Source organism: Cellulophaga geojensis KL-A, from assembly GCF_000568425.1.
In the GTDB taxonomy this organism is placed as follows: domain Bacteria; phylum Bacteroidota; class Bacteroidia; order Flavobacteriales; family Flavobacteriaceae; genus Cellulophaga; species Cellulophaga lytica.
The window spans coordinates 436,157-459,181 of record NZ_ARZX01000001.1 but is presented as its reverse complement, the minus strand read 5'-3'; the positions used below and the strand labels follow the sequence as shown (position 1 = coordinate 459,181).

Below are 23,025 nucleotides of genomic sequence, written 5' to 3'. Positions count from 1 at the left end.
GATGATTTTAGAAATGAAAGTCCCTTCGCCGGGAGAATCGATAACCGAAGTAGAAATAGCGGAATGGCTAGTGCAAGACGGAGATTATGTAGAGAAAGATCAAGCTATTGCAGAGGTAGATTCAGATAAAGCTACCTTAGAACTTCCAGCAGAAGTAAGCGGAGTAATTACATTAAAAGCAGAAGAAGGTGATGCAGTAGCAGTAGGTGCCGTTGTTTGTTTAATAGATACATCTGCAGCAAAACCAGAAGGAGCTGATGATGCGCCTGCTAAAGAAGAGAAAAAAGAAGAAACTGCACCAAAAGCAGAGGCTCCAAAGCCTGCAGAAACTGCAAAAACATATGCAACAGGGACAGCGTCTCCTGCAGCTAAAAAAATATTAAGTGAAAAAGGGATTGAGGCATCTGCTGTAAAAGGTACAGGTAAGGATGGTAGAGTAACTAAAGATGATGCTGTAAAAGCTGTGCCATCTATGGGGACACCAACTACTGGAGGTAACCGAGGAGAAACTCGTTCTAAATTATCAATGTTGCGTCGTAAAGTGGCAGAGCGTTTGGTTTTAGCTAAAAATGAAACGGCTATGCTTACTACTTTTAACGAGGTAGATATGTCTCCTATTTTTGCATTGCGTAGCCAGTACAAAGATGACTTTAGAGCTAAACACGGTGTTGGTTTAGGTTTTATGTCTTTCTTTACTAAGGCGGTTGTACGTGCATTAGAGATGTACCCATCTGTAAATGCAATGATAGATGGTAAGGAAATGATTTCTTATGATTTTGCAGATATTAGTATTGCTGTATCTGGACCAAAAGGTTTAATGGTTCCTGTAATTAGAAATGCGGAAAACTTAACTTTTAGAGGAGTAGAAGCAGAGGTGAAACGTTTGGCTATTAGAGCTCGTGAAGGAGAAATTACAGTTGATGAAATGACAGGAGGAACATTTACCATTACTAATGGTGGTGTTTTTGGTTCTATGTTATCTACACCAATTATTAATCCTCCGCAAAGTGCTATTTTAGGAATGCACAATATAGTAGAGCGTCCTATAGCTAAAAATGGTGAGGTTGTTATTGCTCCTATTATGTATGTGGCTTTATCTTATGATCATAGAATTATAGATGGTAAAGAATCTGTTGGTTTCTTAGTTGCAGTTAAAGAAGCATTAGAAAATCCAGAAGAATTATTAATGAATAATGATGTTAAGAAGGCGTTAGAAATGTAGTCTTGAATCTAGAGATAAAAAAAGGGCTGAAGTTTAACTTCAGCCCTTTTCTTGTTTAGGAGTGTTTTAGTTGCAACCCATATCAGATTTGGATTTGCTATCTGCGTTAGGAAAACAGTTGCCTGATGGTAAGCTCTCCGGAGTGTACCTTTTTAGGTTATTGTCATACAATCCGTTTTCTATAAAAGCAGTTAAATCATCAATTTCTTCTGTTGTTAAATTTAGCGGAATAAAATCTGATGCTAATTGATTTTTAGGAACATTATTGTTTTCAGGTATGGCGTTGTTTTTGTATTCTATAACTTCTTTTATAGAAGTAAAGCTTCCTCCATGACCAAAATGAGATACATCTTTTAAGTTATATAAAGATGGTATTTTAAACTTGTAATTATCTTCTTCTTTTCCTGTAAAACCGCCTCTACCTTTTTTTGTGGCTTCATCAATATTAATGTGTGAACTGTTTGGGTCCAAGTCGTTCATTCCTAAAGCGTAAAACCCTGTTTTGTTTAAGCCTGGTCCGGTGTGGCATTTATAGCATTCTGCTTTACCAAAAAATAAGTTAGCGCCACTTATTTCTTTAGGGGATAAAGCAGCTTCATTTCCTTTTAAAAACTCTTGAAAAGGAGCTTGGTTTGCAAGCACTGTTCGTTCATAAGCAGCAATTGCTAAACCAGCTGTTATGGTTGTGTATCTATTTTCTTCTGGGGTGTTAGGAAAAGCAGCGTCAAACATACTTTTGTATCCGTTGTTGTTTAGGAAGTTGGTGTCTATTAAAAGCCTGTGAACACCTAGGCCAGCTATGGCTTGTATTTCTACGCCTTCAAAACCTAAGTTATTGCGTTCTTTGGGAGTGCCAACTGTCCAGCTACTTTCGGTTCCTGTATTTTCTGAGGTTCCTCCAAATTGTCCGTTCCATAACATTACTTTTTGGTATGCAGTGTTTAGTATGCTTGGAGATTTTATGGGTTGTACATCTAAGTCTTCTTCTAAATAATCTATAGACATGTGTCTAGATTCTCCTTTTGCACCATAGCCAAAACCACCTTCGCCAATACCTTGTATGTTGCCGCTTTGGAAACCTGCCGCTGCGTGGTGGCAACTTGCACATGAGTAGGTGTTGGCTCCTATTTCTTTTGTTGGGTTTAAGGCTAAGCCTGTTTCGTGAAAAAGTAATTTTCCTAAAGCAACTTTTTCTGGTGTAAGCGGGTTTTTAGGGTCACTAGGAATGTTGTTTAAATTTGTTTCTTCTGGTAGTTGTAGCGTTTCTAGTGAGCCATAAAGAGTTGTAATTTTCTCTTCTAAAATACTTGTTTCTGCTTTTTGGTAGTTGTTGTCGTCATTAGAACAACTGGTTGTAAATAAAATGCCAATTGCTAGTATGCAATATAGATTTATTTTTGATGTAGACATGGTTAGAATGTTTTGCAAACAAAAGTGTGTTTTTGCTAAAACATGACATTAAAAAATCGGTACAATACTAATAAATAAGATATCTGTTATTTACAGCTTAAAATAAACACATTTTTTGTTGTAGTCTATAATGGCTTTTGTCTTTTTTAATATGTCTGCTCCAATAATACCATCTACTGGTAATGCATTATGGTTAATAAGAGCCTGGTTAACGTGTACAAGATCAAACAAAACAATTTTTAATTTTTTGTATTTCCAATCTCCAATTTTTATGGTGTTGTTAGAAGAAATTAATGTTTCCATTTCTGTAGCGCCAGCACCAGCAGCTTTTATTTCTGAATCTTCAGAGGTAAGCTTAAAGTTTTCAATTTTATCTATACCTATACAGGTGTTAGAGGCTCCTGTGTCTAAAATAAATTTTCCGGCTACATTGTTAATCTTAGCTTTAATTTCAAAATGATTAGTAGGAGTTAATGTAAGTTTAATTTTGGTGTAATCTTTTTGAAGTAAGAATTTTTTTAAGCTAGACATATATTCAATTTTAGTGCAAATATATATCAATCTTTATCAGAAAAGATAAAATCAAACTATATCAATTTAAAAACATCAAAATATATAAGATAATTCTATTTTTGCGGTATGATATTTACAGATACACATACACATTTATATAGTGAGGCTTTTGATGAAGACAGGGCTGTTGCAATACAAAATGCAATTGATAAAGGGGTAGAACGATTTTTTATTCCTGCTATAGACTCAACTTACACAAGTTCTATGTTGAGTTTAGAGGAGGCTTACCCAGATAATGTTTTTTTGATGATGGGTTTGCATCCAACACATGTAAAAGATAATTATCATGTAGAGTTGATGCATATTGAAGAAATGCTAGAGCAGCGTAAATTTTATGCTGTGGGAGAGATAGGAATAGATTTATTTTGGGATAAAACCTTTTTAAAAGAACAACAGCAAGCTTTTAAGCATCAAATACAATTGGCAAAAAAATACAAATTACCAATAGTTATACATTGCAGAGATGCTTTTGATGAAGTTTTTGAAATTTTAGAAGAAGAAAAAGGTGATGATTTAAGAGGGATTTTTCATTGCTTTACAGGTACTTTGGAGCAGGCAAAACTTGCAATATCATATAATATGAAATTAGGTATTGGAGGGGTAGTTACTTTTAAGAATGGAAAAATAGATAAGTTTTTAAATGAAATTGATCTTAAACATATTGTTTTAGAAACAGATGCTCCTTATTTGGCGCCAACACCTTTTAGAGGTAAAAGAAATGAAAGTGCATACCTTATTAACGTAGCTGAAAAATTAGCAGACATATATAATAGGGATATAAAAGAAATAGCAGACATAACTACTAAAAACTCTTTAGATGTTTTTGGTGTTTAAAAACAAGTAAGTGATATGGCAAATGCTACAAAAATATTATTGGTGTATACTGGTGGTACAATTGGTATGGTTAAGGATTATAAAACAGGAGCTTTAAAAGCTTTTAATTTTAATAATTTAATGAAAAGTATACCAGAACTAAAGCAGTTGGATTGTTCTGTGGATAGCGTTTCTTTTGATGAGCCAATAGATTCCTCTAATATGAACCCTACACATTGGGTTAAAATTGCTACTATTATTGAAGGCAATTATGCAGATTTTGATGGTTTTGTGGTTTTGCACGGTAGTGATACAATGAGTTATACGGCATCTGCTTTAAGTTATATGTTAGAGCATTTAAGTAAGCCTGTAATTTTAACTGGTTCTCAATTGCCAATTGGAGATTTGCGTACAGACGCAAAAGAGAATTTAATTACATCTATACAAGTAGCTGCATTAAGGGAGAATGATAAAGCAATAATACAAGAGGTATGTTTGTATTTTGAATACAAATTGTATAGAGGTAATAGAACAACAAAAATTAATGCAGAACATTTTGAGGCTTTTGCATCATTAAATTATCCAGAATTAGCGGAATCTGGTGTGCATTTAAAAGTAAATAAGGAATATTTAAGAAAAAAGAAGCATACAAAAGCATTAAAGGTGCATAAAAACCTAGATGATAATGTTGCTGTTTTAAAATTATTTCCTGGTTTAAATAAAAATGTACTAAAAAGTGTGTTAAATATTCCAGATTTAAAGGGGTTGGTTTTGGAGACTTATGGTGCAGGTAATGCTCCAACAGAGAAATGGTTGCTAAACGAAATAAAAAAAGCAATAAAAAACGGATTGTACATTGTTAATGTTACGCAGTGCTCTGGAGGTAGTGTTTTACTTGGTCAGTATGAAACCAGTGAGGAATTACAAAGCTTGCAAATAATTAATGGTAAGGATATTACAACAGAGGCGGCTGTAACTAAGTTAATGTATTTGTTAGGAACAGGAGTGTCTCCAAAGCTATTTAAAACACTTTTTGAAACTCCGTTGCGAGGAGAATTGCAATAAAAATAACATATTATATTTCTTTAACTAATATTTTTTTTGTTATTTGGACGCCGTTAAACTTATGAAGAGAGAGGTGGCCGAGTGGTCGAAGGCGCACGCCTGGAAAGTGTGTATACATCACAAGTGTATCGAGGGTTCGAATCCCTTCCTCTCTGCAGATAAGTTTGCGTTTAATTTTATTATAACATTTTTTTTTTATCTTTAACCCTATTAACTAACTAAATTAAGTTTCGAAAATGAAAAGATTATCATCTATCCTAGCTGTAGCTGGGTTGTTTGTTTTTAGTACAAATACAGTAAATGCAGCTACATTATTACAAGATGCAGCGGAGAAAGAAGCGCCAAAAGGTTTTGTTCAAGTATTAAAAGAACAATTTATTACTGGTGGACCTGCTTTTATGGGTATTGTACTTTTATGTTTAATTCTTGGTCTTGCAGTGGCAATTGAAAGAATTATTTATTTAAACATGGCAAGCACAAACACTACTAAACTAAAACAAAGAGTTGAAGACGCATTAGCATCTGGTGGTGTAGAAGCAGCTAAAGAAGTATGTAGAAATACAAAAGGACCTGTAGCGTCTATTTTCTACCAAGGATTAGATAGAGCTGGTGAGAGTATTGAATCTGCTGAAAAAGCGGTTGTTGCCTACGGAGGTGTACAAATGGGTCAGTTAGAGAAAAACGTTTCTTGGTTGTCTTTATTTATCGCTATTGCTCCTATGCTTGGTTTCATGGGTACAGTAATTGGTATGATTCAGGCCTTCCAAAAGATTGCAGCAGTTGGTAACTTAAGTGCATCTTTAATTGCAGGTGATATTCAGGTTGCATTATTAACAACTGTATTTGGTCTTGTTACTGCCATTATTCTTCAAATTTTTTACAACTACATCATTGCTAAAATTGATAGTATTGTAAATGATATGGAAGATTCGTCAATCTCATTGATTGATATGTTGGTAGATCACAAAAAATAAGTCGGACCTTAATACAAAAGCATTATGCAAAAAATAATAAAAATAGCCTTAATTGTAATAGGCGTTATATCGGCTGTGCTATGGTATTTTTTACCATCAGGGGATTTTACAATTCCTGAGGTAGCAGCAGAGGCAGCAAACAGTAGTGCAATGAACGTAATGTTTATGATTACTTACCTTTTATTAGGTGTAGCAGTTGTAGTAGCATTGGTTTATACACTAAAAAACTTGTTTTCTACACCAGAAAACCTTAAAAAAGCTTTATTTGCTTTAGGTGGATTTGCACTTGTAGTAATTATTTCTTACTTTTTATCAAACGGAGAAGATTTAGATCCTCAGTTTTTAACGGATAATGATACTACAACTAGTACAGTAAAGAACATAGGAACAGGTATTTATACCTTCTTAATTTTAGTAGCAGTAGCTGTTGTTCTTATGGTTATACCAAGTGTAAAAAAACTAATTGGTAAATAAAAAATAATAATTATGGCAAGAAGAGGTGGAGCACCAGAAGTAAATGCCGGTTCTATGGCAGACATTGCTTTCTTACTCCTTATCTTTTTCTTAGTAACTACTACTATAGAAACGGATGCAGGTTTAGATCGTATGTTGCCTCCTAAAGAGCCGCCTACTGATGAGCAAGTTATACTTAAGCAAAAAAATATTTTTACTGTACAAATAGGTAAAGATGGTCAATTGCTAGTAGAAGAAGATCTAATGGATCTTAAAGATTTAAAAGAGGCTGCAATTGCATTTTTAGATAATGGTGGAGCAGTAAAAGGAGATCCTGAGTACTGTAGCTATTGTGAAGGTGCAAGAAGTCCTGAGTCTTCTGATAACCCAATAAAAGCGGTTATATCTTTAAAAAATGATCGTGAAACTAAGTACTCTGTTTATATAACAGTACAGAATGAGTTAGTGGCAGCGTATAATTTTTTACGTAATAGAGCAGCTAAAAAGTTAGGTTATAATATGTCTTTTACAGAAATGGAAGCGGCATACTCTAACCAAGAAACTCCAGATGATGTTAAGGAGCAATTAAAGGTTAAGATTAAGAAAATTCAAGATCTTTATCCTCAAAAATTATCTGAAGCTGAAACTACAACAAACTAATAACATTTAATACAAAGGAATATGTCAAAATTTAAAAAGAAAAAAGACGGAGAATTGCCTCCAGTTTCTACGGCTTCTCTTCCGGATATTGTATTTATGCTTTTGTTTTTCTTTATGACAGTTACAGTAATGAAAGATAGCGAACCTTTGGTAGCAAATGAGTTACCAAACGCAACTGAAATTAAAAAGCTAGAAAAGAAAGACAGAGTAGTTTATATTTTTGTTGGTCAGCCTACAGAAAAATATCAGAGCGCTTTTGGTAAAGAGCCAAAAATACAGTTAAACGATAAGTTTGCTAACGTTTCTGAAGTAGGAGATTACGTTTTAGAAGAAATAGCTAAGAAGCCTCAAGAGGTTCAAAGTTCTATAACAACAGCTTTAAAAATTGATAAGAATGCCAATATGGGTATTGTTATGGATATTAAAGAAGAGTTAAGAAAAGTAAATGCGTTAAAAGTAAACTACACCACTTATGAAGGTGATGCTTTTAAAAATTTACAATAATTTAGATAGTTAAACTATTATATGCGCTTCAAATAGGTAAAACTATTTGAAGCGTTTTTTTATACAGTAACTTTTATACGTACTATATGTTTCGTTTATGTATTTTATTTGGACTTATATGTTTTTCTTTATCTGCTCAAAATACAACCGTAGATAGTCTTTATTTGGAAGATCAGTTTTATATAGGACTTACTTATAATACTTATGGTAATAAGCCTTCTAGCTTTACGCAGCGTAATTTGCCCTATGGTTTACAACTTGGTTTTATAAAAGATTTACCAATTAATAAAAAAAGGAATGTTGGTTTTGGTGTTGGTTTTGGTTACGCAGTAAATAACTACTATTCAAATTTAATTGCAACCAAAGACAGTGAGGGCATAAGTTACACTTTTGCAGATGAAGATTTAGATTATGAACGTAGCAAAATAGTTACGCATATGGTAGAGTTTCCTATAGAGTTTAGATGGCGAAAATCTACACCTACTAAATATAAGTTTCTTAGAATTTATGGAGGTGCTAAATTGGGGTATGTTTTTTCTTCTAAGTCTAAGTTTGTTTCTGATGATTTTAAAGAGGTTTTTAGTAATACTGATATTGTAAACTTTAGATATGGTCTACAATTTAATATAGGTTATAATACCTGGAACATTCATGTGTATTATGGTTTAAATAGTTTGCTAGATGATGCTTTTGTAGACGATGAACAACTACTTATGAAGCCAATACGAGTAGGATTTAATTTCTATATTTTATAGCCAATATTTAATTGTTAGTAGCTGAGAGCTAATTCCAATTAAAAAACCTACTATAATTTCTAAGGTAGTGTTGGTTTTTAAATACAATTTAGAAGTAGACACTAAGCCAGTACAAAAAACGGTGATGGCAATAGCGTAAATAATATTTATCTCAAAATGGACGCTAAGGCTAATTAAAAACATAAGTAGACTTCCCATTCCTGTTGCGTGTAAACTGCTCTTAAAACGTATTAAAAGCAATAGTAAAGAGCAAAAGATAGCGGCAACTAAGCCTAAAAAGTAAAAAAACAGTTCTGAACTATAATTGTTTGGTATTACTTTGTAAACCACTAACAACAGTAAAGCTAAACTTATGTATAGTGGATATTTTCTTTCTTTTATGGTGGGTAGGCTATATGATGTTATTAGTCCTACGCTCCTAAGTATAATATAACATACTATAGGAACAATCACAGTTAGTATTAAAATAGGCAATGTGTTGCCAAAAAAGTGATTTTGAGTGTAATATTGTGGCGTAATTTTAAAATAGCAAATGCAGCCAATTATGGGTATAAATAAAGGGTGAAATATAGAGGATATAATTTTGTGAAACCCTTTCATTAAATCTGCTTTCTTAACCTTGCTACAGGTATATTTAATTGTTCTCTGTACTTTGCAACAGTACGCCTTGCTATTGGGTACCCTTTTTCTTTTAAAATAGCAGCTAGCTTGTCATCAGTTAAAGGTTTTCTCTTTTCTTCTTCACTAATAACGTTTTCTAGTATTTTTTTAATTTCTTTAGTAGATACATCTTCACCTTGCTCATTCTTCATAGATTCAGAAAAATATTCCTTAATCAATTTAGTACCATAAGGTGTGTCTACATATTTGCTATTTGCTACTCTAGATACAGTAGAAACATCCATACCAATAGTGTCTGCAATATCTTTTAAAATCATTGGTCTAAGCTTTCGCTCATCTCCAGTTAAAAAATATTCTTTTTGGTAGTTCATAATAGCGCTCATTGTTACATAAAGCGTTTGTTGCCTTTGTTTAATAGCGTCTATAAACCACTTGGCAGCATCTAGCTTTTGTTTTATAAAAAAAACAGTGTCTTTCTGTGATTTAGATTTTGTTTTAGAATTTTTGTAGCCTTCTAGCATATTATTATACTGTCTAGATACGTGCAATTCAGGAGCATTTCTTCCGTTTAGAGTGAGCTCTAGCTCTCCGTCTGCAATTTTAATTGAAAAATCTGGTACAATATGTTCTATTATTCTAGTATTACCAGCATATGAGCCACCTGGCTTTGGATTTAATTTTTCAATTTCAGAAATAGCTTCTTTTAGTTCATCTTCTGTAATGTTGTGTTTTTGCAGAAGTTTTTTGTAGTGCTTTTTAGTAAACTGATCAAAAGACTTTTCTAGTATTTGAATTGCTAGTTCTATAGCAGGTGTCTGTTCTTTTCTAGAAAGCTGTATAATTAAGCATTCTTCTAAAGATCTTGCAGCCACGCCAGGCGGATCTAACTCTTGTACTAAATTTAGTACTTTAATTATGTCTGCTTCTTCTGCAAATACATTTTGTGTAAAAGCCAAATCATCCATAATGTCTGTAATTGGTCTGCGTATATAACCGCTTTCATCAACACTACCAATTAAAAACTCGGCAATTGCCCAGTCTTTATCATCTAAATAAACGGTATTTAATTGTGTCATTAAATGTTGATGAAAAGAGGTTCCGGCTGCATAAGGAATACTCTTTTCATCATCATCTGCACTATAGTTATTTGCTTGCGTACGGTAATCTGGAATTTCGTCGTCAGAAAGATATTCATCAATATTGATATCTTCAGCTTCAATTTTATCAGTGTCATTATCGTACAAATCGTCATACTCATCCTCAATAGTTTCGGCTTCTTCTTTACCGCTTTCTAATGCAGGATTTTCTTCTAACTCTTGCTTTAGTCGTTGTTCAAAAGCTTGTGTAGGAAGTTGAATTAACTTCATAAGTTGTATCTGTTGTGGAGACAACTTTTGTGATAACTTAAATTGTAGGTGTTGTTTAAGCATTAATGTTAATTCTTTTTATGACTTTTTATATATTGTTATGTATTTTAAAACTCTGCATTTTGTGGTGTTCTAGGGAAAGGTATTACGTCTCTAATGTTACCCATTCCTGTAGCAAAAAGCACCAAACGCTCAAATCCTAATCCAAAACCACTGTGTACTGCGCTTCCGTATTTACGTAAGTCTGTGTACCACCATAGTTCTTTTTCATCTATATCTAATGCTTTCATTTTCTCTAAAAGCACATCTAATCGTTCTTCTCTTTGTGAGCCGCCAACTATTTCTCCAATTCCTGGGAAAAGTATATCCATTGCTCTTACTGTTTTTCCGTCTTCATTTAAACGCATATAAAATGCTTTTATTTTTGCAGGATAATCAAACAATATAACTGGACATTTAAAGTGCTTTTCTACAAGAAAACGTTCGTGTTCGCTTTGTAAATCTGCTCCCCATTCATTAATAATGTATTTAAACTTCTTCTTTTTGTTTGGTTTGCAGTTTCTTAAAATCTCTATAGCTTCAGTGTAACTAACTCTTTTGAAGTTGTTGTCTGTTATAAACTTTAATTTTTCAATTAATGGCATTTCACTACGTTCTGCAGCAGGCTTAGTTTTTTCTTCGTCTAACAAACGTTTTTCTAAAAACTCTAAATCATCTTTACAGTTTTCTAATACGTAAGATAAAACACTTTTTATAAAATCCTCAGCTAAATCCATATTAGCATCTAAATCATAAAAAGCCATTTCTGGTTCAATCATCCAAAACTCTGCTAAGTGTCTAGATGTGTTAGAGTTTTCTGCTCTAAACGTAGGTCCAAATGTATATACTTTACCTAGGCCCATTGCGTAGGTTTCTGCTTCTAATTGGCCAGATACAGTTAGGTTTGTTTCTTTGCCAAAAAAATCTTCACTATAGTCTACAGATCCGTCTTCTTTTAAAGGCGGTTTTTTAGAGTCTAAGGTAGATACTTTAAATATTTCACCAGCTCCTTCTGCATCAGAACCCGTAATAATAGGTGTGTGTACGTGATAAAAACCATTTTGTTGAAAATACTGGTGCACAGCAAAAGATAAAGCTGAGCGCATACGCATTACAGCAGAAAAAGTGTTGGTTCTTACGCGTAAGTGTGCTTTTTCTCTTAAAAACTCTAATGTGTGTTTTTTAGGTTGTATAGGGTAAGTTTCTGGGTCTGCGCCTCCGTGTATTTCTAAAGAAGCTACTTGTATTTCTACAGATTGTCCTTTCCCTTGGCTTTCTACTAGGGTTCCTTTTACTTTTATTGCTGCACCTGTAGATACTTGCTTTAGTAAACTTTCGTCTAATTTTTCAAAATCTACAACACATTGAATGTTTTGTATGGTAGAACCATCATTTAAAGCAATAAATCTGTTGCTTCTAAATGTTTTTACCCAACCACTTACGGTTACTTCTTGTAAAAGATGTTTTCCGGACAATAAATCCTTAATGCTGTTTGTGTTCATTATAAAATATGCTTCTTATTTTAAGTGATAAAGATAACTTTTTTTAAATCGTCTTTAAAATACTCAAATTAGTTTTGATTATTGATTTGATTTTTTTTCTTGATTTTAACCTCTTCTTTAGGTAAAATATCTATTTGTGGTTTTTTAAGCACTTCTTTGTTTGCTATACTGCGTTCTAAAGAAAGTAGTAATGAAGGTAGTAGTATTAAATTAGCTAACATTGCAAATAATAACGTTGCAGATACTAATGCTCCTAATGCTACAGTACCTCCAAAGTTAGAAATTATAAAAACTGAAAAGCCAAAGAATAAAACAATTGAAGTGTAAAACATACTAACTCCTGTTTCCCTTAGTGCAGCATATACAGATTTTTTAATTGCCCATTTATTCACTACAAGCTCTTGTCTGTACTTTGCTAAAAAATGAATGGTATCGTCTACAGAAATTCCAAAGGCAATACTAAATACTAAAATAGTAGAAGGTTTTATTGGTACACCAACAAAGCCCATAACGCCTGCTGTAATTATTAATGGTAGTAAGTTAGGTATTAATGATATTACAATCATTCTAAAAGACCTAAACAAGTAAGCCATAAATAGAGCTATTAGGCCAATAGCTAGTGCTAATGATAAAACCAAATTGTTTACAAGGTATTTAGTTCCTTTTAAAAATAATAAAGCCTTACCAGTTAAAAAGGTGTTGTATCTTTCTTTTGGAAATATCTTGTCTAAATTTTCTTGTAAACGTCCTTCTATATCTTGCATACGCTCAGTATCTACATCTCTCATAAAAGTTGTAATACGAGCAGTTTGTCCAGTAGAATCTACAAAACTCTCTAGTAAGTTTCCGTTACTTTTAGAGTTACGAACCACGTCCATAATAAAATTATTTTCTTGTGTGGTTGGTAATTGGTAATATTTAGGAATTCCGTTGTAAAAGGCCTGTTTAGAGTATTTTACAAGGTTAACTACTGATATTGGGTGAGACAGTTCTGGAATATCTTCAATTACTTCTCCAAACCTATCCATTCTTTTTAATGTAGCAGGTTTTAAAACACCATTTTTTCTTTTAGTATCTATAACAACTTCAACAGGCATTATGCCTTTAAATTCTTTTTCAAAAAAGCGAATGTCCTTAAAAAATTCTGCTTTTTTTGGCATATCTTCAATAGGACTTCCAGAAATATTTATTTGATAAATGCCAATAATGCTAACTGTTAATAGTAAGATAGAAACAATGTAGACGCTAATTCTTTTGTTTCTAACAATGTTTTCCATCCAGCTAACAAAAGTGTCAATCCACTTTGTGTTTAAGTGTTTTAAATGCTTATCTTTAGGCATTGGTAAAAAGCTGTAAACTATTGGTATTATTAAAAGTGATAGTATAAAAATACCAATGATGTTTATAGATGCTACAATACCAAACTCTTTAAGTAATTGACTGTCTGTAATTATAAAAGTTGCAAAGCCAGATGCAGTGGTAATATTTGTCATTAACGTTGCATTACCAATTTTAGATATTACACGTTGTAAGGAAAGTGCTTTGTTACCGTGCTTTTTAACTTCTTGTTGGTATTTGTTTATTAAAAAAATACAGTTTGGAATACCTATTACAATAATAAGTGGAGGTATTAAGGCGGTTAGTACCGTAATTTCATATTGTAATAAGCCTAATATGCCAAAAGCCCACATTACACCAATAATTACAACGCACATAGATATAAATGTGGCTCTAAAGCTTCTAAAAAAGAAAAAGAAAATTAATGAAGTTACGCCAAGGGCTGCAAGTATAAACTTGTTTATTTCATCTATAATATTTTTAGAGTTCATTGTGCGTATATATGGCATTCCAGATATATGCAAATTCATCTCAGTTTCCTTTTCAAACTTTTCTGTAAGATGTTTAAAATCTTTTAAAATAAAATCTTTACGTACAGATGTGTTTACGATGTCCTTATCTAGGTAAACTAAAGTTCTAATTGTACCTGTTTCTTTATTGTATAATAGATTTTCGTAAAACGGCATATTATTAAATAAATGCTGTTTTAAACTATCTATTTCTTTTGTGGTTCTTGGTTTAGACTTTATAAAGTTTTGAAGTAAAAATTTTTGTCCGTCTTCTGTTTTAACCAGTTCTTTAAGGTTGTCTGTAGATAATACAAAATCTACCTCTGGAAACGCATCTAGTTGCTTGCTAAGTTTGTTCCATCTATTAAATTTTTCTGGAGTGTAAAGAGAGTTGTCTTTTGCGGCTATTGCAATTACATTACCTTCTTCTCCAAATAGCTTTAAAAATGATTGGTATTTAATATTAACCGGATGGTGATCTGGTAATAAGTTAGCTTCTGAGTTAGAAAACTTCATGTTTTTCCATTGAAAACCTAGAAAAACGGTAAAAGCTATTATAAGTAGTATAATGAGAATTCTGTTTCTCAGAATTATCCTAGCAGTTTTTGCCCAAAAACCTTGCGTAATCTTTGCAACCATTATATGTAATTAAGGTGCGCAAAGGTAAAGAATGATTGTTAGTGTTCCCAAAAAATGCGGTTTAAATACGTGTTAAACCTAAATAAAACTTAATCTCCTATTTTGATTTTGTGTTGTTTGCAGAAATCTATAAGTGCTGCTAAGGAAGTATGCTGTTCAGAAACCTCTAAGTCTCTATGTTTTTTATTGATAAGCTGAAATCGGTAATGCGTTATGTTTAATATTTTAACTGCTTTAAGACTACTTATTTCATTTAGGTTGTAGGTAGATCTATATGATTTTTGAGTAAGCATATAAATTGCATAACTTATTGATGCAATTAATAGGACTATGGAGAGGTAGAAGAGTAAGTTGCTCTGATTGTTAATAATATTTAAACCAGAGCTTAAAATAATAAGTACAGAGAAGATTTTACCGTTGATTTTTTGACTTTTAATATTATCAATAATCTCAATTTTGCTTAAATCTTCTCTGTAATTTATTTTCATTTTAAAAAAAAATTAAACTTTCATTATTTCTGCTTCTTTGGTAACTAGTAAAGCGTCAATTTTTTTTGTAAACAAGTTAGTTAAATCTTGTACATCTGCTTCTGCATTCTTTTTTAAGTCTTCAGATGCATCATCTAAAGCTCTAATTTCTTTATTTGCTTCTTGTCTTGCGTTTCTAATTCCAATTTTAGCATCATCTGCTTCTCCTTTAGCTTGTTTTGCTAAATCTCTTCTTCTTTCTTCTGTTAATGGTGGTACGTTTATAATAACAAAATCACCATTGTTCATTGGGTTAAAGCCAAGATTAGAGTTCATGATGGCTTTTTCTATTTCTTGAAGCATATTTTTTTCCCATGGTTGAACAGATATTGTTCTGGCATCAGGAGTGTTTACATTAGCTACTTGAGAAAGTGGAGTTGCAGATCCGTAGTAGTCTACCATAACACTAGATAGCATAACTGGGCTAGCTTTACCTGCTCTAATTTTAATAAATGCTTTTTCTAAATGGTCTATTGTGCCATTCATACTCTCTTTAGTACTGTCTAATATAAAATTAATTTCTTCGTTCATTGTGTTACTATTTAATCTTGGTTCAGCATAAACTGTACCACTTATAAATTTACTTCTGTTCCTATATTTTCTCCTGATAGTAGTTTTAATAAATTTCCTTTTGTGTTCATATCAAAAACCACAATAGGTAATTCATTTTCTTGACTTAATGTAAATGCGGTGGTATCCATTACTTTTAAGCCTTTATTAAGTACATCTTGAAAAGATATTTTATCAAACTTAGTTGCATTGGCATCTTTTTCTGGGTCAGATGTGTAAATGCCGTCTACTCTTGTTCCTTTTAATATTACGTCTGCTTCAATTTCAATAGCGCGTAATACAGCTGCAGAATCTGTTGTAAAATATGGATTACCTGTTCCGCCACCAAAAATAACTACTCTTCCTTTTTCAAGGTGTCTCATAGCTTTTCTTCTAATAAATGGTTCTGCTACTTCGTTTATTTTAATTGCAGTTTGTAGTCTTGTTTGTACGCCTGCGTCTTCTAATGCGCTTTGCAAGGCAAGCCCGTTTATTACGGTAGCCAGCATTCCCATATGGTCTCCTTGTACGCGGTCCATACCGTTACTTGCTCCGGCAACACCTCTAAAAATATTTCCTCCACCAATTACTATTGCTACCTGAATACCTTTGTCTATTACTTGTTTTATCTCAGTAGCATATTCTGCAAGTCTTACAGGGTCTATGCCGTATTGTCTAGAGCCCATTAGGGCTTCTCCGCTTAATTTTAAAAGTATTCTTTTGTATTGCATTTTTGGTGATGTTTATGGTTAGCAAAAATAATGAAAAAAATGAACGGTAAAGTATGTCTCATATTTTATTCTATTATTTTGTTGCGTTATAGTTGTTGTAATAAAATAAAAAAGCCGTTTCCTAAAAAAAGGAAACGGCTTTAATTATAACTTTAAAAGTTTTGTCTTTTGTTATCCAAGAGCAACTCTTTTAAAAGATGCTACAGCTACATCGCCGTAAGAAGAAACGTAAGATGCTACGTTAATTTTTTCATCTTTAATAAAGTTTTGGTCTAATAAACATTGCTCTTGATCAAGAGTAGTGTTGTCAGATACAAATCTTTCCATTTTACCTGGTAAAATTTTGTCCCAAATTTGCTCTGGTTTACCTTCTGCTTTAAGTTGTTCTTTTGCACTTTCTTCTGCAGCAGCCATAACTTCTGGAGTTAATTGTGCCATAGAAATGTACTGAGGTACGTTTTTAAGAGTTTTCCCTAAACGCTCTAACTCAATATTGTCTTTTTCAATAACAGCAATTCTTGCTTCAGTTTCAGATGCTATGTAAGCTGGGTCAAAATCTTTGTAAGATAATGTTGTAGCTCCCATAGATGCAATTTGCATTGCAACGTCTTTAGCTAAAGTTTCAATGTTATCTACTTTAGCAGTAAAACCAACTACAGCAGCAATTTTGTTAATGTGTACATAAGAACCAACGTAAGGAGCCTCTACAGTCTCAAAAGCGTTAATTTCTAATTTTTCACCAATAACACCAGTTTGCTCAACTAATTTGTCTGCAACTGTCATACCGTCAAAATCAGCAGCTAAAAACTCATCTTTAGAGTTGTAGTTAAGTGCTAATTCTCCTAATTGGTTAGCAAGTGCTAAAAAGTTTTCGTTTTTACCAACAAAATCAGTTTCACAACCTAATACTATTGCAACACCTTTGTTAGCATCTGCATTTACTTTAGCAACTGCAGCACCTTCGCTAGAGTCACGATCAGCTCTTTTTTCTGCTACTTTCTGACCTTTTTTACGTAATACGTCAATTGCTTTGTCAAAATCACCTTCAGCTTCAACTAAAGCTTTTTTGCAGTCCATCATTCCTGCGCCAGTAGCTTTTCTTAGTTTATTTACTTCTGCAGCTGTAATTTTTGCCATTTTATTTTAAGTTTTAATATTGCTCTAAATAAAGATTAATTTTTTAGAACGATGTTAAATTAATATTTTGTTTTATTTATATAAAAGGTTGTGAATAGATTATTCTATACCACCTTTAGTATTGTCTTGCCATACTTTTAACTCATCCCATTTACCATCAGCAGCCATTTTAGCTTGCTTTGGCCAAGAACCAGGGTTTTTAGATGCAAAACTAGAACCAGCAGCAGTTAATATAGCGCTTAAATCTTCAACAGATTTAGCAGCTAAGTCTGCGTAAGTTTTAATTCCTTCGTTTTGGAAAATCTCAGCAATTTTAGGTCCAATTCCTTCAACTTTAGTTAAATCATCTGTAGCAGTTTTAGCTTCTGCTTTAGGAGCTGCTTTTGCTTTAGGAGTAGAATCTTTTCCTTCTTTTTCAGCTTGTTTGTCAGATTTACGATCAGCTAAACCTTCTATTATAGCTTCAGAAACGTGAGATAATACAGCTTCAATAGATTTAGAAGCATCATCGTTAGATGGTATAATGTAGTCTATTGGTCTAGGGTCAGAGTTTGTATCTACCATTGCAAAAATAGGAATGTTTAATTTTAAAGCTTCCTTAACTGCAATGTGCTCTCTCATTGTATCTACAATAAATAAAGCTCCTGGTAAACGAGTCATATCAGAGATAGAACCTAAGTTTTTCTCTAATTTAGCTCTTAAACGATCTACTTGTAAACGTTCTTTTTTAGATAAAGTTAAAAAAGTACCATCTTTTTTCATTCTATCAATAGAAGCCATTTTTTTAACAGCTTTACGAATAGTAACAAAGTTAGTTAACATACCACCTGGCCATCTTTCAGTGATGTAAGGCATATTTGCTTTTCCTGCTTTGTCTGCAACAATGTCTTTTGCTTGTTTTTTTGTAGCTACAAAAAGTATTTTTCTACCAGATGCTGCTATCTTTTTTAAAGCTTCATTAGCTTCTTCAATTTTTGCAGCTGTTTTGTATAAGTTAATAACGTGTATTCCGTTACGCTCCATATAAATATATGGTGCCATATTCGGGTTCCACTTTCTTGTAAGGTGACCAAAGTGTACACCTGCTTCTAATAAGTCTTTTACTTCAATTTTGTTTGCCATTTTTTTTGTAATAGTTTACGTTCCGTTTTACTTAGCAATGCTAAAGTAGTGCGTATGCAGTCTCTAACATTTAGATGCTAAACTAGTGTTTCCTGTATGGTAGCAGAAAACAACGACAACTTGTTTTAATTTATGCTTTAGAATTTTTTCTAAAGGCTTCTCAATGAACTTGTTTTTGTTGGCATTACCAACGGTATAAAATCAGAAAAAATCTGATGTAAAAAAACCGGAACAATGTTCCGGAATATATTCTTAACGCTTAGAGAATTGAAATTTCTTACGGGCTTTTTTCTGACCGAATTTCTTACGTTCTACCATTCTTGGATCTCTAGTTAAAAGACCTTCTGGCTTTAAAATCAATCTGTTTTCAGCATCTACTTCGCACATTGCTCTAGAAAGAGCTAGTCTAATAGCTTCTGCTTGTCCAGTAATACCTCCTCCGTAAACATTTACTTTTACGTCAAAGTTTTCATCATTGCTGGTTAAAGCAAATGGTTGTTTTACTTTGTACTGTAAAGTAGCAGTAGGGAAATATTCATTTAAATCTTTTTTGTTGATTGTAATGTTACCTTTTCCTTCAGAAACATATACACGTGCAACAGCAGTTTTACGTCTGCCTATTTTATGAATTACCTCCATTATAAATCCTTTAAGTTTATTGCTTTTGGTTTTTGTGCCTCTTGGTTGTGCTCAGGACCTACGTAAACTTTTAAATTACGAAAAAGTTCTGCTCCTAATCTGTTCTTAGGTAGCATTCCTTTTATTGATTTTTCCACTACACGTGCTGGGTTCTTCTCCAACATTTCAATAGCTGTCTGAGACCTTTGTCCACCAGGGTAACCTGTGTGTCTTATATAAGTCTTAGTTTGCCATTTGTTACCGCTAAGAGTAACTTTCTCTGCATTGATAACAATTACGTTATCCCCACAGTCCACATGTGGTGTAAAATTAGGTTTGTTCTTTCCTCTTAAGATTTTTGCAACCTTAGAAGCAAGACGACCCAACGTTTCTCCTTCAGCATCAACCAATAACCACTCCTTAGAAACGGTTGCTTTATTGGCTGAAATTGTCTTGTAGCTTAATGTATCCACACTAATATATTTTTATTATTTACTTAATCCCGATAAACGGGGTGCAAATGTACAATTATTTACTTGAAATACAAATGCTTATTTCCGTTTATTTTTATTGTTTTTTTCAAATGCTATTGTTTTCTTGATTTTCCAAGCTTTATTTTTTTCGATTTTAACAAAATTTTGTCTTTTTTAGCTACAATTATATAATAGGAGTGCTATTTTTACGCCTTATATTAAAAAATAACCAGAATAACCAATGTTAAAGTTTAGTCTAACAAGTGCTTTAGTATTTTTAACTACAGCGCTTTTTTCTCAAGAAAGTGCAAATATACAAGTTCCTAAGAGGGTGTACACTACAAATAGTGTAGAAAATAAAAAATCTCCTGTTATAGATGGTTATTTAACAGATGCTGCTTGGAATAATGTAGAGTGGCAAGGAGATTTTGTAGAGTGGAGGCCAGATGAAAATACTAGTCCAACCCAACCTACCAAGTTTAAAATAGTGTATGATGATAAGTTTTTATATGTTGCTTTTAAATGTTACGACGCTGATTTAGATAAAATTGAAAAACGTTTGTCTAGGCGAGATGGTTTTCAAGGAGATTGGGTAGAAATTAATATTGATAGTTATAATGATAAAAGAACAGCTTTCTCTTTTACATTTACAGTAGCAGGTGTTAAGGGTGATGAGTTTATATCTGAAAACGGTAGTAGTTGGGACAGTAGCTGGAATCCTATTTGGTATGGTAGCTCTAAATTAGATGATGAAGGTTGGACGGCAGAACTTAAAATACCTTTTAGTCAGCTTAAATTTGGCGATGCTAAAGAGCAGGTTTGGGGATTACAAGTTAAACGTAGAATTTTTAGAGCCGAGGAGCGCTCCATTTGGCAACGTATTCCTTTAGAGTCTTCTGGTTATGTTAGTGAGTTTGGTGAGTTACGTGGGTTGTTAAATATTAAGCCTCAAAAACAATTAGAAATTCAACCTTTTGTGGTCAATCAATATGATAGTTATCCAAAAGAAGTTGGCAATCCTTATAGAGATGGGTCTGATTATAAGTTTAATGGTGGTTTAGATGCTAAAATTGGTATAACAAACGATTTAACTTTAGATTTAACAGTTAATCCAGACTTTGGTCAAGTAGAAGCAGACCCAGGAGCAATAGCGTTAGATGGTTTTCAGATATTTTTTAGGGAGCAACGTCCATTTTTTATAGAAAATAAAAACATTTTTGACTATGAATTTGGTAGTGGTCAAGATAATTTATTTTACAGTAGACGTATTGGGCGAAACCCTCACGGAAGACCTTCCTTGGAGGATGGTGAGTATGCAGATGTGCCTAAAAATACAACAATTCTTGGAGCAGCAAAATTCTCTGGTAAAACTAAAAGTGGTTGGTCTTTAGGGCTTTTAGAGAGTGTTACTGGTAAAATGTATGCAGAAATAGATGCTAACGGAGAAAAAAGAGATGAACTTGTAGAGCCGCTTACTAATTATTTAGTTGCTAGAGCTCAAAAAGATTTTAATAATAGGAACTCTTATGTTGGTGCAATTTTTACATCAACAAATAGGCGATTAGAAGATGACTTAGACTTTTTACGTAAATCTGCTGTTTCTGCCGGTGTAGATTTTAAGCATAATTGGAAAAATAGAGAATATTATGTAGAGGGTAACTTTGTTGCAAGTTCTGTTCGTGGTTCTAAAGAGGCTATAACTAATACTCAAAAATCTATTACGCATTTGTTTAACAGGGTAGATGCTGGTCACGTTAGGTTAGATACGTCTAGGACATCTTTGTCTGGTACTGGTGGTAAGTTAGAATTTGGTAAGGCTGGTGGCGGTAATTGGCGTTATGAGGGTGGTGTACTTTGGTATTCTCCAGAGTTAGAATTAAATGATATAGGTTTTTTGCGTCAGGCAGATAAAATTACTCAGTTTGCAGAAGTTCAGCGTTTATTTTTAAAGCCTACAGATTTTTACCGAAATATACGTTTGCAGTTGGGGCAATATTCTACTTTTGACTTTGATGGAAACTATAATATTATGTCATACCAGTTTAATGGTAATATAAGTTATAAAAATAATTGGTGGACAGAAGTAGAGGCAACATATAACCCTGTTTTTTATAGTAATGCTAATTTGCGTGGTGGACCACGTTGGCGTTATGCAAAAGAAGGTGGTTTGGCGTTATTTGCAGGGTCAGATAACAGAAAAAAGTTTTACTCTACTGTAGGTTATGTTGGTAACAGAGGTGCAGAGGATACATTTAGTTACAATAGATATGTGTTTAGGTTCACCTATCAACCAGTAGATGCGTTTAGTTTGTCTATGGATAATGAGTTTTCTACAGAGAAAAGTAAAACTCAATATGTAACCCAGCGTACAGCTAATAATATAACAAGGTATATTTTAGGTGAAATTGATCAAAATACATTTAGTAGTTCTATACGCTTAAACTATAATTTAAATCCTAATTTAAGTCTTCAGTATTATGGACAACCTTTTATTTCTAGAGGTACTTACACTAATTTTAATTATGTAAATAATCCTATTGCAAGTAGTATTGATGATAGAATTACACTGTATGGAGCTAACCAGATAGCATTAGAAAATGGGATGTATATTGTAGATGAAGATGCTAATGGAATTGCAGATTATGAGTTTGGTGATCCAGACTTTTCTTTTGTGCAATTTAGATCTAATTTAGTTTTGCGATGGGAATATATTCCTGGTTCGGAAATTTTCTTGGTTTGGTCACAAGGTTTAACGGGTAACGCCAATCCAGATGATGCACTTGGAAGGAGTTTAAACAGGCAAATTTTAGACCGCAAAAAAGATAATACTATTTTGTTAAAGGCAACATACAGGTTTATATTATAGGTAAAATTAGTGCTATTATACTATAATAAAGTATTTTGCGTTTTTTAAAGTAAAAATAATCAACTAAATAAAATGATAAAAAAAGGCATATTATTAATAGCGTCTATCTGTTTGTTAAATTTTTCTTGCTCTACAGATAGTGAAAAAGAACTATTTTCTGAAAATAGTTTAGTAGGTACTTGGGTGATTTCTGATGTTACAAGGGAAGAATCTTCAGAGGTGAATTTTCCTCAAGAAATAGCAAAGAATCTTATAGATCAAGGTTGTAAAATAATTACATATACTTTTAATGCAGATGATACATTTGTAGGTAAGGATAAATTAAATTATTTTGTAATTGAATCTAATGGCGCAGGTATAGAGGTTGATTGTCCTGAAGAGACAGATACTTTAGTTGGTACTTGGGATTTAAATGATGACCAATTAACAATTACAGATCCTACAGGAGGAGAAACTGTTATTACGGTTGACTTAAACGGTAGTACCTTGATTATTGCAGGTGAAGATATTGATGAAGATAATTATGATGGTTTAGATATTGTTTTTACAAAAAACTAA

22 protein-coding genes and 1 tRNA gene are annotated in these 23,025 nt (G+C 32.8%); 11 read left to right on the top strand and 12 right to left on the bottom strand.

The features are described 5' to 3' along the window. Position 1: 1 nt before the first annotated feature. Positions 2 to 1,222: a 2-oxoglutarate dehydrogenase complex dihydrolipoyllysine-residue succinyltransferase gene (gene odhB / locus KLA_RS02095; RefSeq protein WP_034643235.1), complete on the top strand. Its 1,221-nt coding sequence runs from the start codon at positions 2 to 4 to the stop codon at positions 1,220 to 1,222. Positions 1,223 to 1,288: 66 nt separating this feature from the next. Here the strand turns inward: odhB and KLA_RS02090 are convergent, their stop codons facing one another. Together KLA_RS02090 and KLA_RS02085 are read right to left on the bottom strand one after the other, a co-directional pair. Further along, positions 1,289 to 2,632, bottom strand: a complete 1,344-nt coding sequence (locus KLA_RS02090) for a cytochrome-c peroxidase (RefSeq protein ID WP_034643233.1) — start codon at positions 2,630 to 2,632, stop codon at positions 1,289 to 1,291. 90 nt (positions 2,633 to 2,722) lie between these two features. After that, positions 2,723 to 3,163 (bottom strand): retropepsin-like aspartic protease, encoded by a 441-nt coding sequence (locus tag KLA_RS02085; protein WP_013621391.1) that lies wholly within the window; start codon positions 3,161 to 3,163, stop codon positions 2,723 to 2,725. Positions 3,164 to 3,271: 108 nt separating this feature from the next. Between KLA_RS02085 and KLA_RS02080 the strand changes: the two genes are divergently transcribed. The 8 genes from KLA_RS02080 to KLA_RS02045 all read left to right on the top strand — a co-directional run bounded on the left by KLA_RS02080 (position 3,272) and on the right by KLA_RS02045 (position 8,429). Further along, positions 3,272 to 4,039: a TatD family hydrolase gene (locus tag KLA_RS02080; RefSeq protein ID WP_034643232.1), complete on the top strand. Its 768-nt coding sequence runs from the start codon at positions 3,272 to 3,274 to the stop codon at positions 4,037 to 4,039. A 15-nt stretch (positions 4,040 to 4,054) separates the two neighbouring features. Then, positions 4,055 to 5,083 (top strand): asparaginase, encoded by a 1,029-nt coding sequence (locus KLA_RS02075; protein ID WP_034643230.1) that lies wholly within the window; start codon positions 4,055 to 4,057, stop codon positions 5,081 to 5,083. 67 nt (positions 5,084 to 5,150) lie between these two features. Continuing rightward, a tRNA-Ser gene (locus KLA_RS02070) sits at positions 5,151 to 5,238 on the top strand. An 81-nt stretch (positions 5,239 to 5,319) separates the two neighbouring features. Next, positions 5,320 to 6,057, top strand: a complete 738-nt coding sequence (locus tag KLA_RS02065; RefSeq protein ID WP_013621394.1) for a MotA/TolQ/ExbB proton channel family protein — start codon at positions 5,320 to 5,322, stop codon at positions 6,055 to 6,057. Positions 6,058 to 6,081: 24 nt separating this feature from the next. Beyond that, the gene (locus KLA_RS02060) at positions 6,082 to 6,531 is read left to right on the top strand and encodes a membrane protein (protein WP_034643227.1); all 450 of its coding nucleotides are present in this window, start codon (positions 6,082 to 6,084) and stop codon (positions 6,529 to 6,531) included. A gap of 12 nt (positions 6,532 to 6,543) precedes the next feature. Further along, positions 6,544 to 7,170 (top strand): ExbD/TolR family protein, encoded by a 627-nt coding sequence (locus tag KLA_RS02055; protein WP_013621396.1) that lies wholly within the window; start codon positions 6,544 to 6,546, stop codon positions 7,168 to 7,170. A 21-nt stretch (positions 7,171 to 7,191) separates the two neighbouring features. Further along, the gene (locus tag KLA_RS02050; protein ID WP_013621397.1) at positions 7,192 to 7,674 is read left to right on the top strand and encodes an ExbD/TolR family protein; all 483 of its coding nucleotides are present in this window, start codon (positions 7,192 to 7,194) and stop codon (positions 7,672 to 7,674) included. Between the two features lie 86 nt (positions 7,675 to 7,760). Beyond that, positions 7,761 to 8,429 carry a porin family protein gene (locus KLA_RS02045; protein WP_013621398.1) on the top strand — a complete coding sequence of 223 codons (669 nt, stop codon included), beginning with the start codon at positions 7,761 to 7,763 and terminating at the stop codon, positions 8,427 to 8,429. 599 nt (positions 8,430 to 9,028) lie between these two features. Here KLA_RS02045 and rpoN read toward each other — a convergent pair. The 10 genes from rpoN to rplM form a co-directional block, all read right to left on the bottom strand. Further along, positions 9,029 to 10,480, bottom strand: coding sequence for an RNA polymerase factor sigma-54 (gene rpoN, locus KLA_RS02035; protein ID WP_034643224.1), 1,452 nt, complete (start codon positions 10,478 to 10,480; stop codon positions 9,029 to 9,031). A gap of 44 nt (positions 10,481 to 10,524) precedes the next feature. Beyond that, a complete protein-coding gene (gene asnS, locus KLA_RS02030; protein WP_013621401.1) occupies positions 10,525 to 11,958 on the bottom strand; it encodes an asparagine--tRNA ligase in 1,434 nt (477 codons plus the stop codon). A 68-nt stretch (positions 11,959 to 12,026) separates the two neighbouring features. Next, positions 12,027 to 14,444: an efflux RND transporter permease subunit gene (locus tag KLA_RS02025; protein WP_034643222.1), complete on the bottom strand. Its 2,418-nt coding sequence runs from the start codon at positions 14,442 to 14,444 to the stop codon at positions 12,027 to 12,029. Positions 14,445 to 14,533: 89 nt separating this feature from the next. After that, positions 14,534 to 14,932, bottom strand: coding sequence for a hypothetical protein (locus tag KLA_RS02020; RefSeq protein ID WP_034643221.1), 399 nt, complete (start codon positions 14,930 to 14,932; stop codon positions 14,534 to 14,536). Positions 14,933 to 14,944: 12 nt separating this feature from the next. After that, positions 14,945 to 15,502 carry a ribosome recycling factor gene (gene frr / locus KLA_RS02015; RefSeq protein ID WP_034643219.1) on the bottom strand — a complete coding sequence of 186 codons (558 nt, stop codon included), beginning with the start codon at positions 15,500 to 15,502 and terminating at the stop codon, positions 14,945 to 14,947. Between the two features lie 41 nt (positions 15,503 to 15,543). Beyond that, a complete protein-coding gene (pyrH, locus tag KLA_RS02010) occupies positions 15,544 to 16,251 on the bottom strand; it encodes a UMP kinase (protein ID WP_013621405.1) in 708 nt (235 codons plus the stop codon). A gap of 171 nt (positions 16,252 to 16,422) precedes the next feature. Next, positions 16,423 to 17,388, bottom strand: a complete 966-nt coding sequence (tsf, locus tag KLA_RS02005) for a translation elongation factor Ts (protein ID WP_013621406.1) — start codon at positions 17,386 to 17,388, stop codon at positions 16,423 to 16,425. Between the two features lie 99 nt (positions 17,389 to 17,487). Beyond that, positions 17,488 to 18,510, bottom strand: a complete 1,023-nt coding sequence (rpsB, locus tag KLA_RS02000; protein ID WP_013621407.1) for a 30S ribosomal protein S2 — start codon at positions 18,508 to 18,510, stop codon at positions 17,488 to 17,490. A gap of 252 nt (positions 18,511 to 18,762) precedes the next feature. Next, positions 18,763 to 19,149, bottom strand: coding sequence for a 30S ribosomal protein S9 (gene rpsI / locus KLA_RS01995; RefSeq protein ID WP_013621408.1), 387 nt, complete (start codon positions 19,147 to 19,149; stop codon positions 18,763 to 18,765). After that, a complete protein-coding gene (gene rplM / locus KLA_RS01990; RefSeq protein ID WP_013621409.1) occupies positions 19,149 to 19,601 on the bottom strand; it encodes a 50S ribosomal protein L13 in 453 nt (150 codons plus the stop codon). The genes rpsI and rplM overlap by 1 nt, the downstream gene beginning before the upstream one ends. A gap of 241 nt (positions 19,602 to 19,842) precedes the next feature. Between rplM and KLA_RS01985 the strand changes: the two genes are divergently transcribed. Both KLA_RS01985 and KLA_RS01980 read left to right on the top strand, forming a co-directional pair. Further along, a complete protein-coding gene (locus tag KLA_RS01985) occupies positions 19,843 to 22,467 on the top strand; it encodes a DUF5916 domain-containing protein (RefSeq protein ID WP_034643216.1) in 2,625 nt (874 codons plus the stop codon). 72 nt (positions 22,468 to 22,539) lie between these two features. After that, on the top strand, positions 22,540 to 23,025 hold the full coding sequence (locus tag KLA_RS01980; protein WP_013621411.1) for a lipocalin family protein: 486 nt from the start codon (positions 22,540 to 22,542) through the stop codon (positions 23,023 to 23,025).

What these genes read in the sequence shown, in the direction of transcription:
- odhB (WP_034643235.1), top strand. Translation starts at nt 2, where the DNA reads ATGATTTTAGAAATGAAAGTCCCTTCGCCGGGAGAATCGATAACCGAA.
- KLA_RS02090 (WP_034643233.1), bottom strand. Translation starts at nt 2,632, where the DNA reads ATGTCTACATCAAAAATAAATCTATATTGCATACTAGCAATTGGCATT.
- KLA_RS02085 (WP_013621391.1), bottom strand. Translation starts at nt 3,163, where the DNA reads ATGTCTAGCTTAAAAAAATTCTTACTTCAAAAAGATTACACCAAAATT.
- KLA_RS02080 (WP_034643232.1), top strand. Translation starts at nt 3,272, where the DNA reads ATGATATTTACAGATACACATACACATTTATATAGTGAGGCTTTTGAT.
- KLA_RS02075 (WP_034643230.1), top strand. Translation starts at nt 4,055, where the DNA reads ATGGCAAATGCTACAAAAATATTATTGGTGTATACTGGTGGTACAATT.
- KLA_RS02065 (WP_013621394.1), top strand. Translation starts at nt 5,320, where the DNA reads ATGAAAAGATTATCATCTATCCTAGCTGTAGCTGGGTTGTTTGTTTTT.
- KLA_RS02060 (WP_034643227.1), top strand. Translation starts at nt 6,082, where the DNA reads ATGCAAAAAATAATAAAAATAGCCTTAATTGTAATAGGCGTTATATCG.
- KLA_RS02055 (WP_013621396.1), top strand. Translation starts at nt 6,544, where the DNA reads ATGGCAAGAAGAGGTGGAGCACCAGAAGTAAATGCCGGTTCTATGGCA.
- KLA_RS02050 (WP_013621397.1), top strand. Translation starts at nt 7,192, where the DNA reads ATGTCAAAATTTAAAAAGAAAAAAGACGGAGAATTGCCTCCAGTTTCT.
- KLA_RS02045 (WP_013621398.1), top strand. Translation starts at nt 7,761, where the DNA reads ATGTTTCGTTTATGTATTTTATTTGGACTTATATGTTTTTCTTTATCT.
- rpoN (WP_034643224.1), bottom strand. Translation starts at nt 10,480, where the DNA reads ATGCTTAAACAACACCTACAATTTAAGTTATCACAAAAGTTGTCTCCA.
- asnS (WP_013621401.1), bottom strand. Translation starts at nt 11,958, where the DNA reads ATGAACACAAACAGCATTAAGGATTTATTGTCCGGAAAACATCTTTTA.
- KLA_RS02025 (WP_034643222.1), bottom strand. Translation starts at nt 14,444, where the DNA reads ATGGTTGCAAAGATTACGCAAGGTTTTTGGGCAAAAACTGCTAGGATA.
- KLA_RS02020 (WP_034643221.1), bottom strand. Translation starts at nt 14,932, where the DNA reads ATGAAAATAAATTACAGAGAAGATTTAAGCAAAATTGAGATTATTGAT.
- frr (WP_034643219.1), bottom strand. Translation starts at nt 15,502, where the DNA reads ATGAACGAAGAAATTAATTTTATATTAGACAGTACTAAAGAGAGTATG.
- pyrH (WP_013621405.1), bottom strand. Translation starts at nt 16,251, where the DNA reads ATGCAATACAAAAGAATACTTTTAAAATTAAGCGGAGAAGCCCTAATG.
- tsf (WP_013621406.1), bottom strand. Translation starts at nt 17,388, where the DNA reads ATGGCAAAAATTACAGCTGCAGAAGTAAATAAACTAAGAAAAGCTACT.
- rpsB (WP_013621407.1), bottom strand. Translation starts at nt 18,510, where the DNA reads ATGGCAAACAAAATTGAAGTAAAAGACTTATTAGAAGCAGGTGTACAC.
- rpsI (WP_013621408.1), bottom strand. Translation starts at nt 19,149, where the DNA reads ATGGAGGTAATTCATAAAATAGGCAGACGTAAAACTGCTGTTGCACGT.
- KLA_RS01985 (WP_034643216.1), top strand. Translation starts at nt 19,843, where the DNA reads ATGTTAAAGTTTAGTCTAACAAGTGCTTTAGTATTTTTAACTACAGCG.
- KLA_RS01980 (WP_013621411.1), top strand. Translation starts at nt 22,540, where the DNA reads ATGATAAAAAAAGGCATATTATTAATAGCGTCTATCTGTTTGTTAAAT.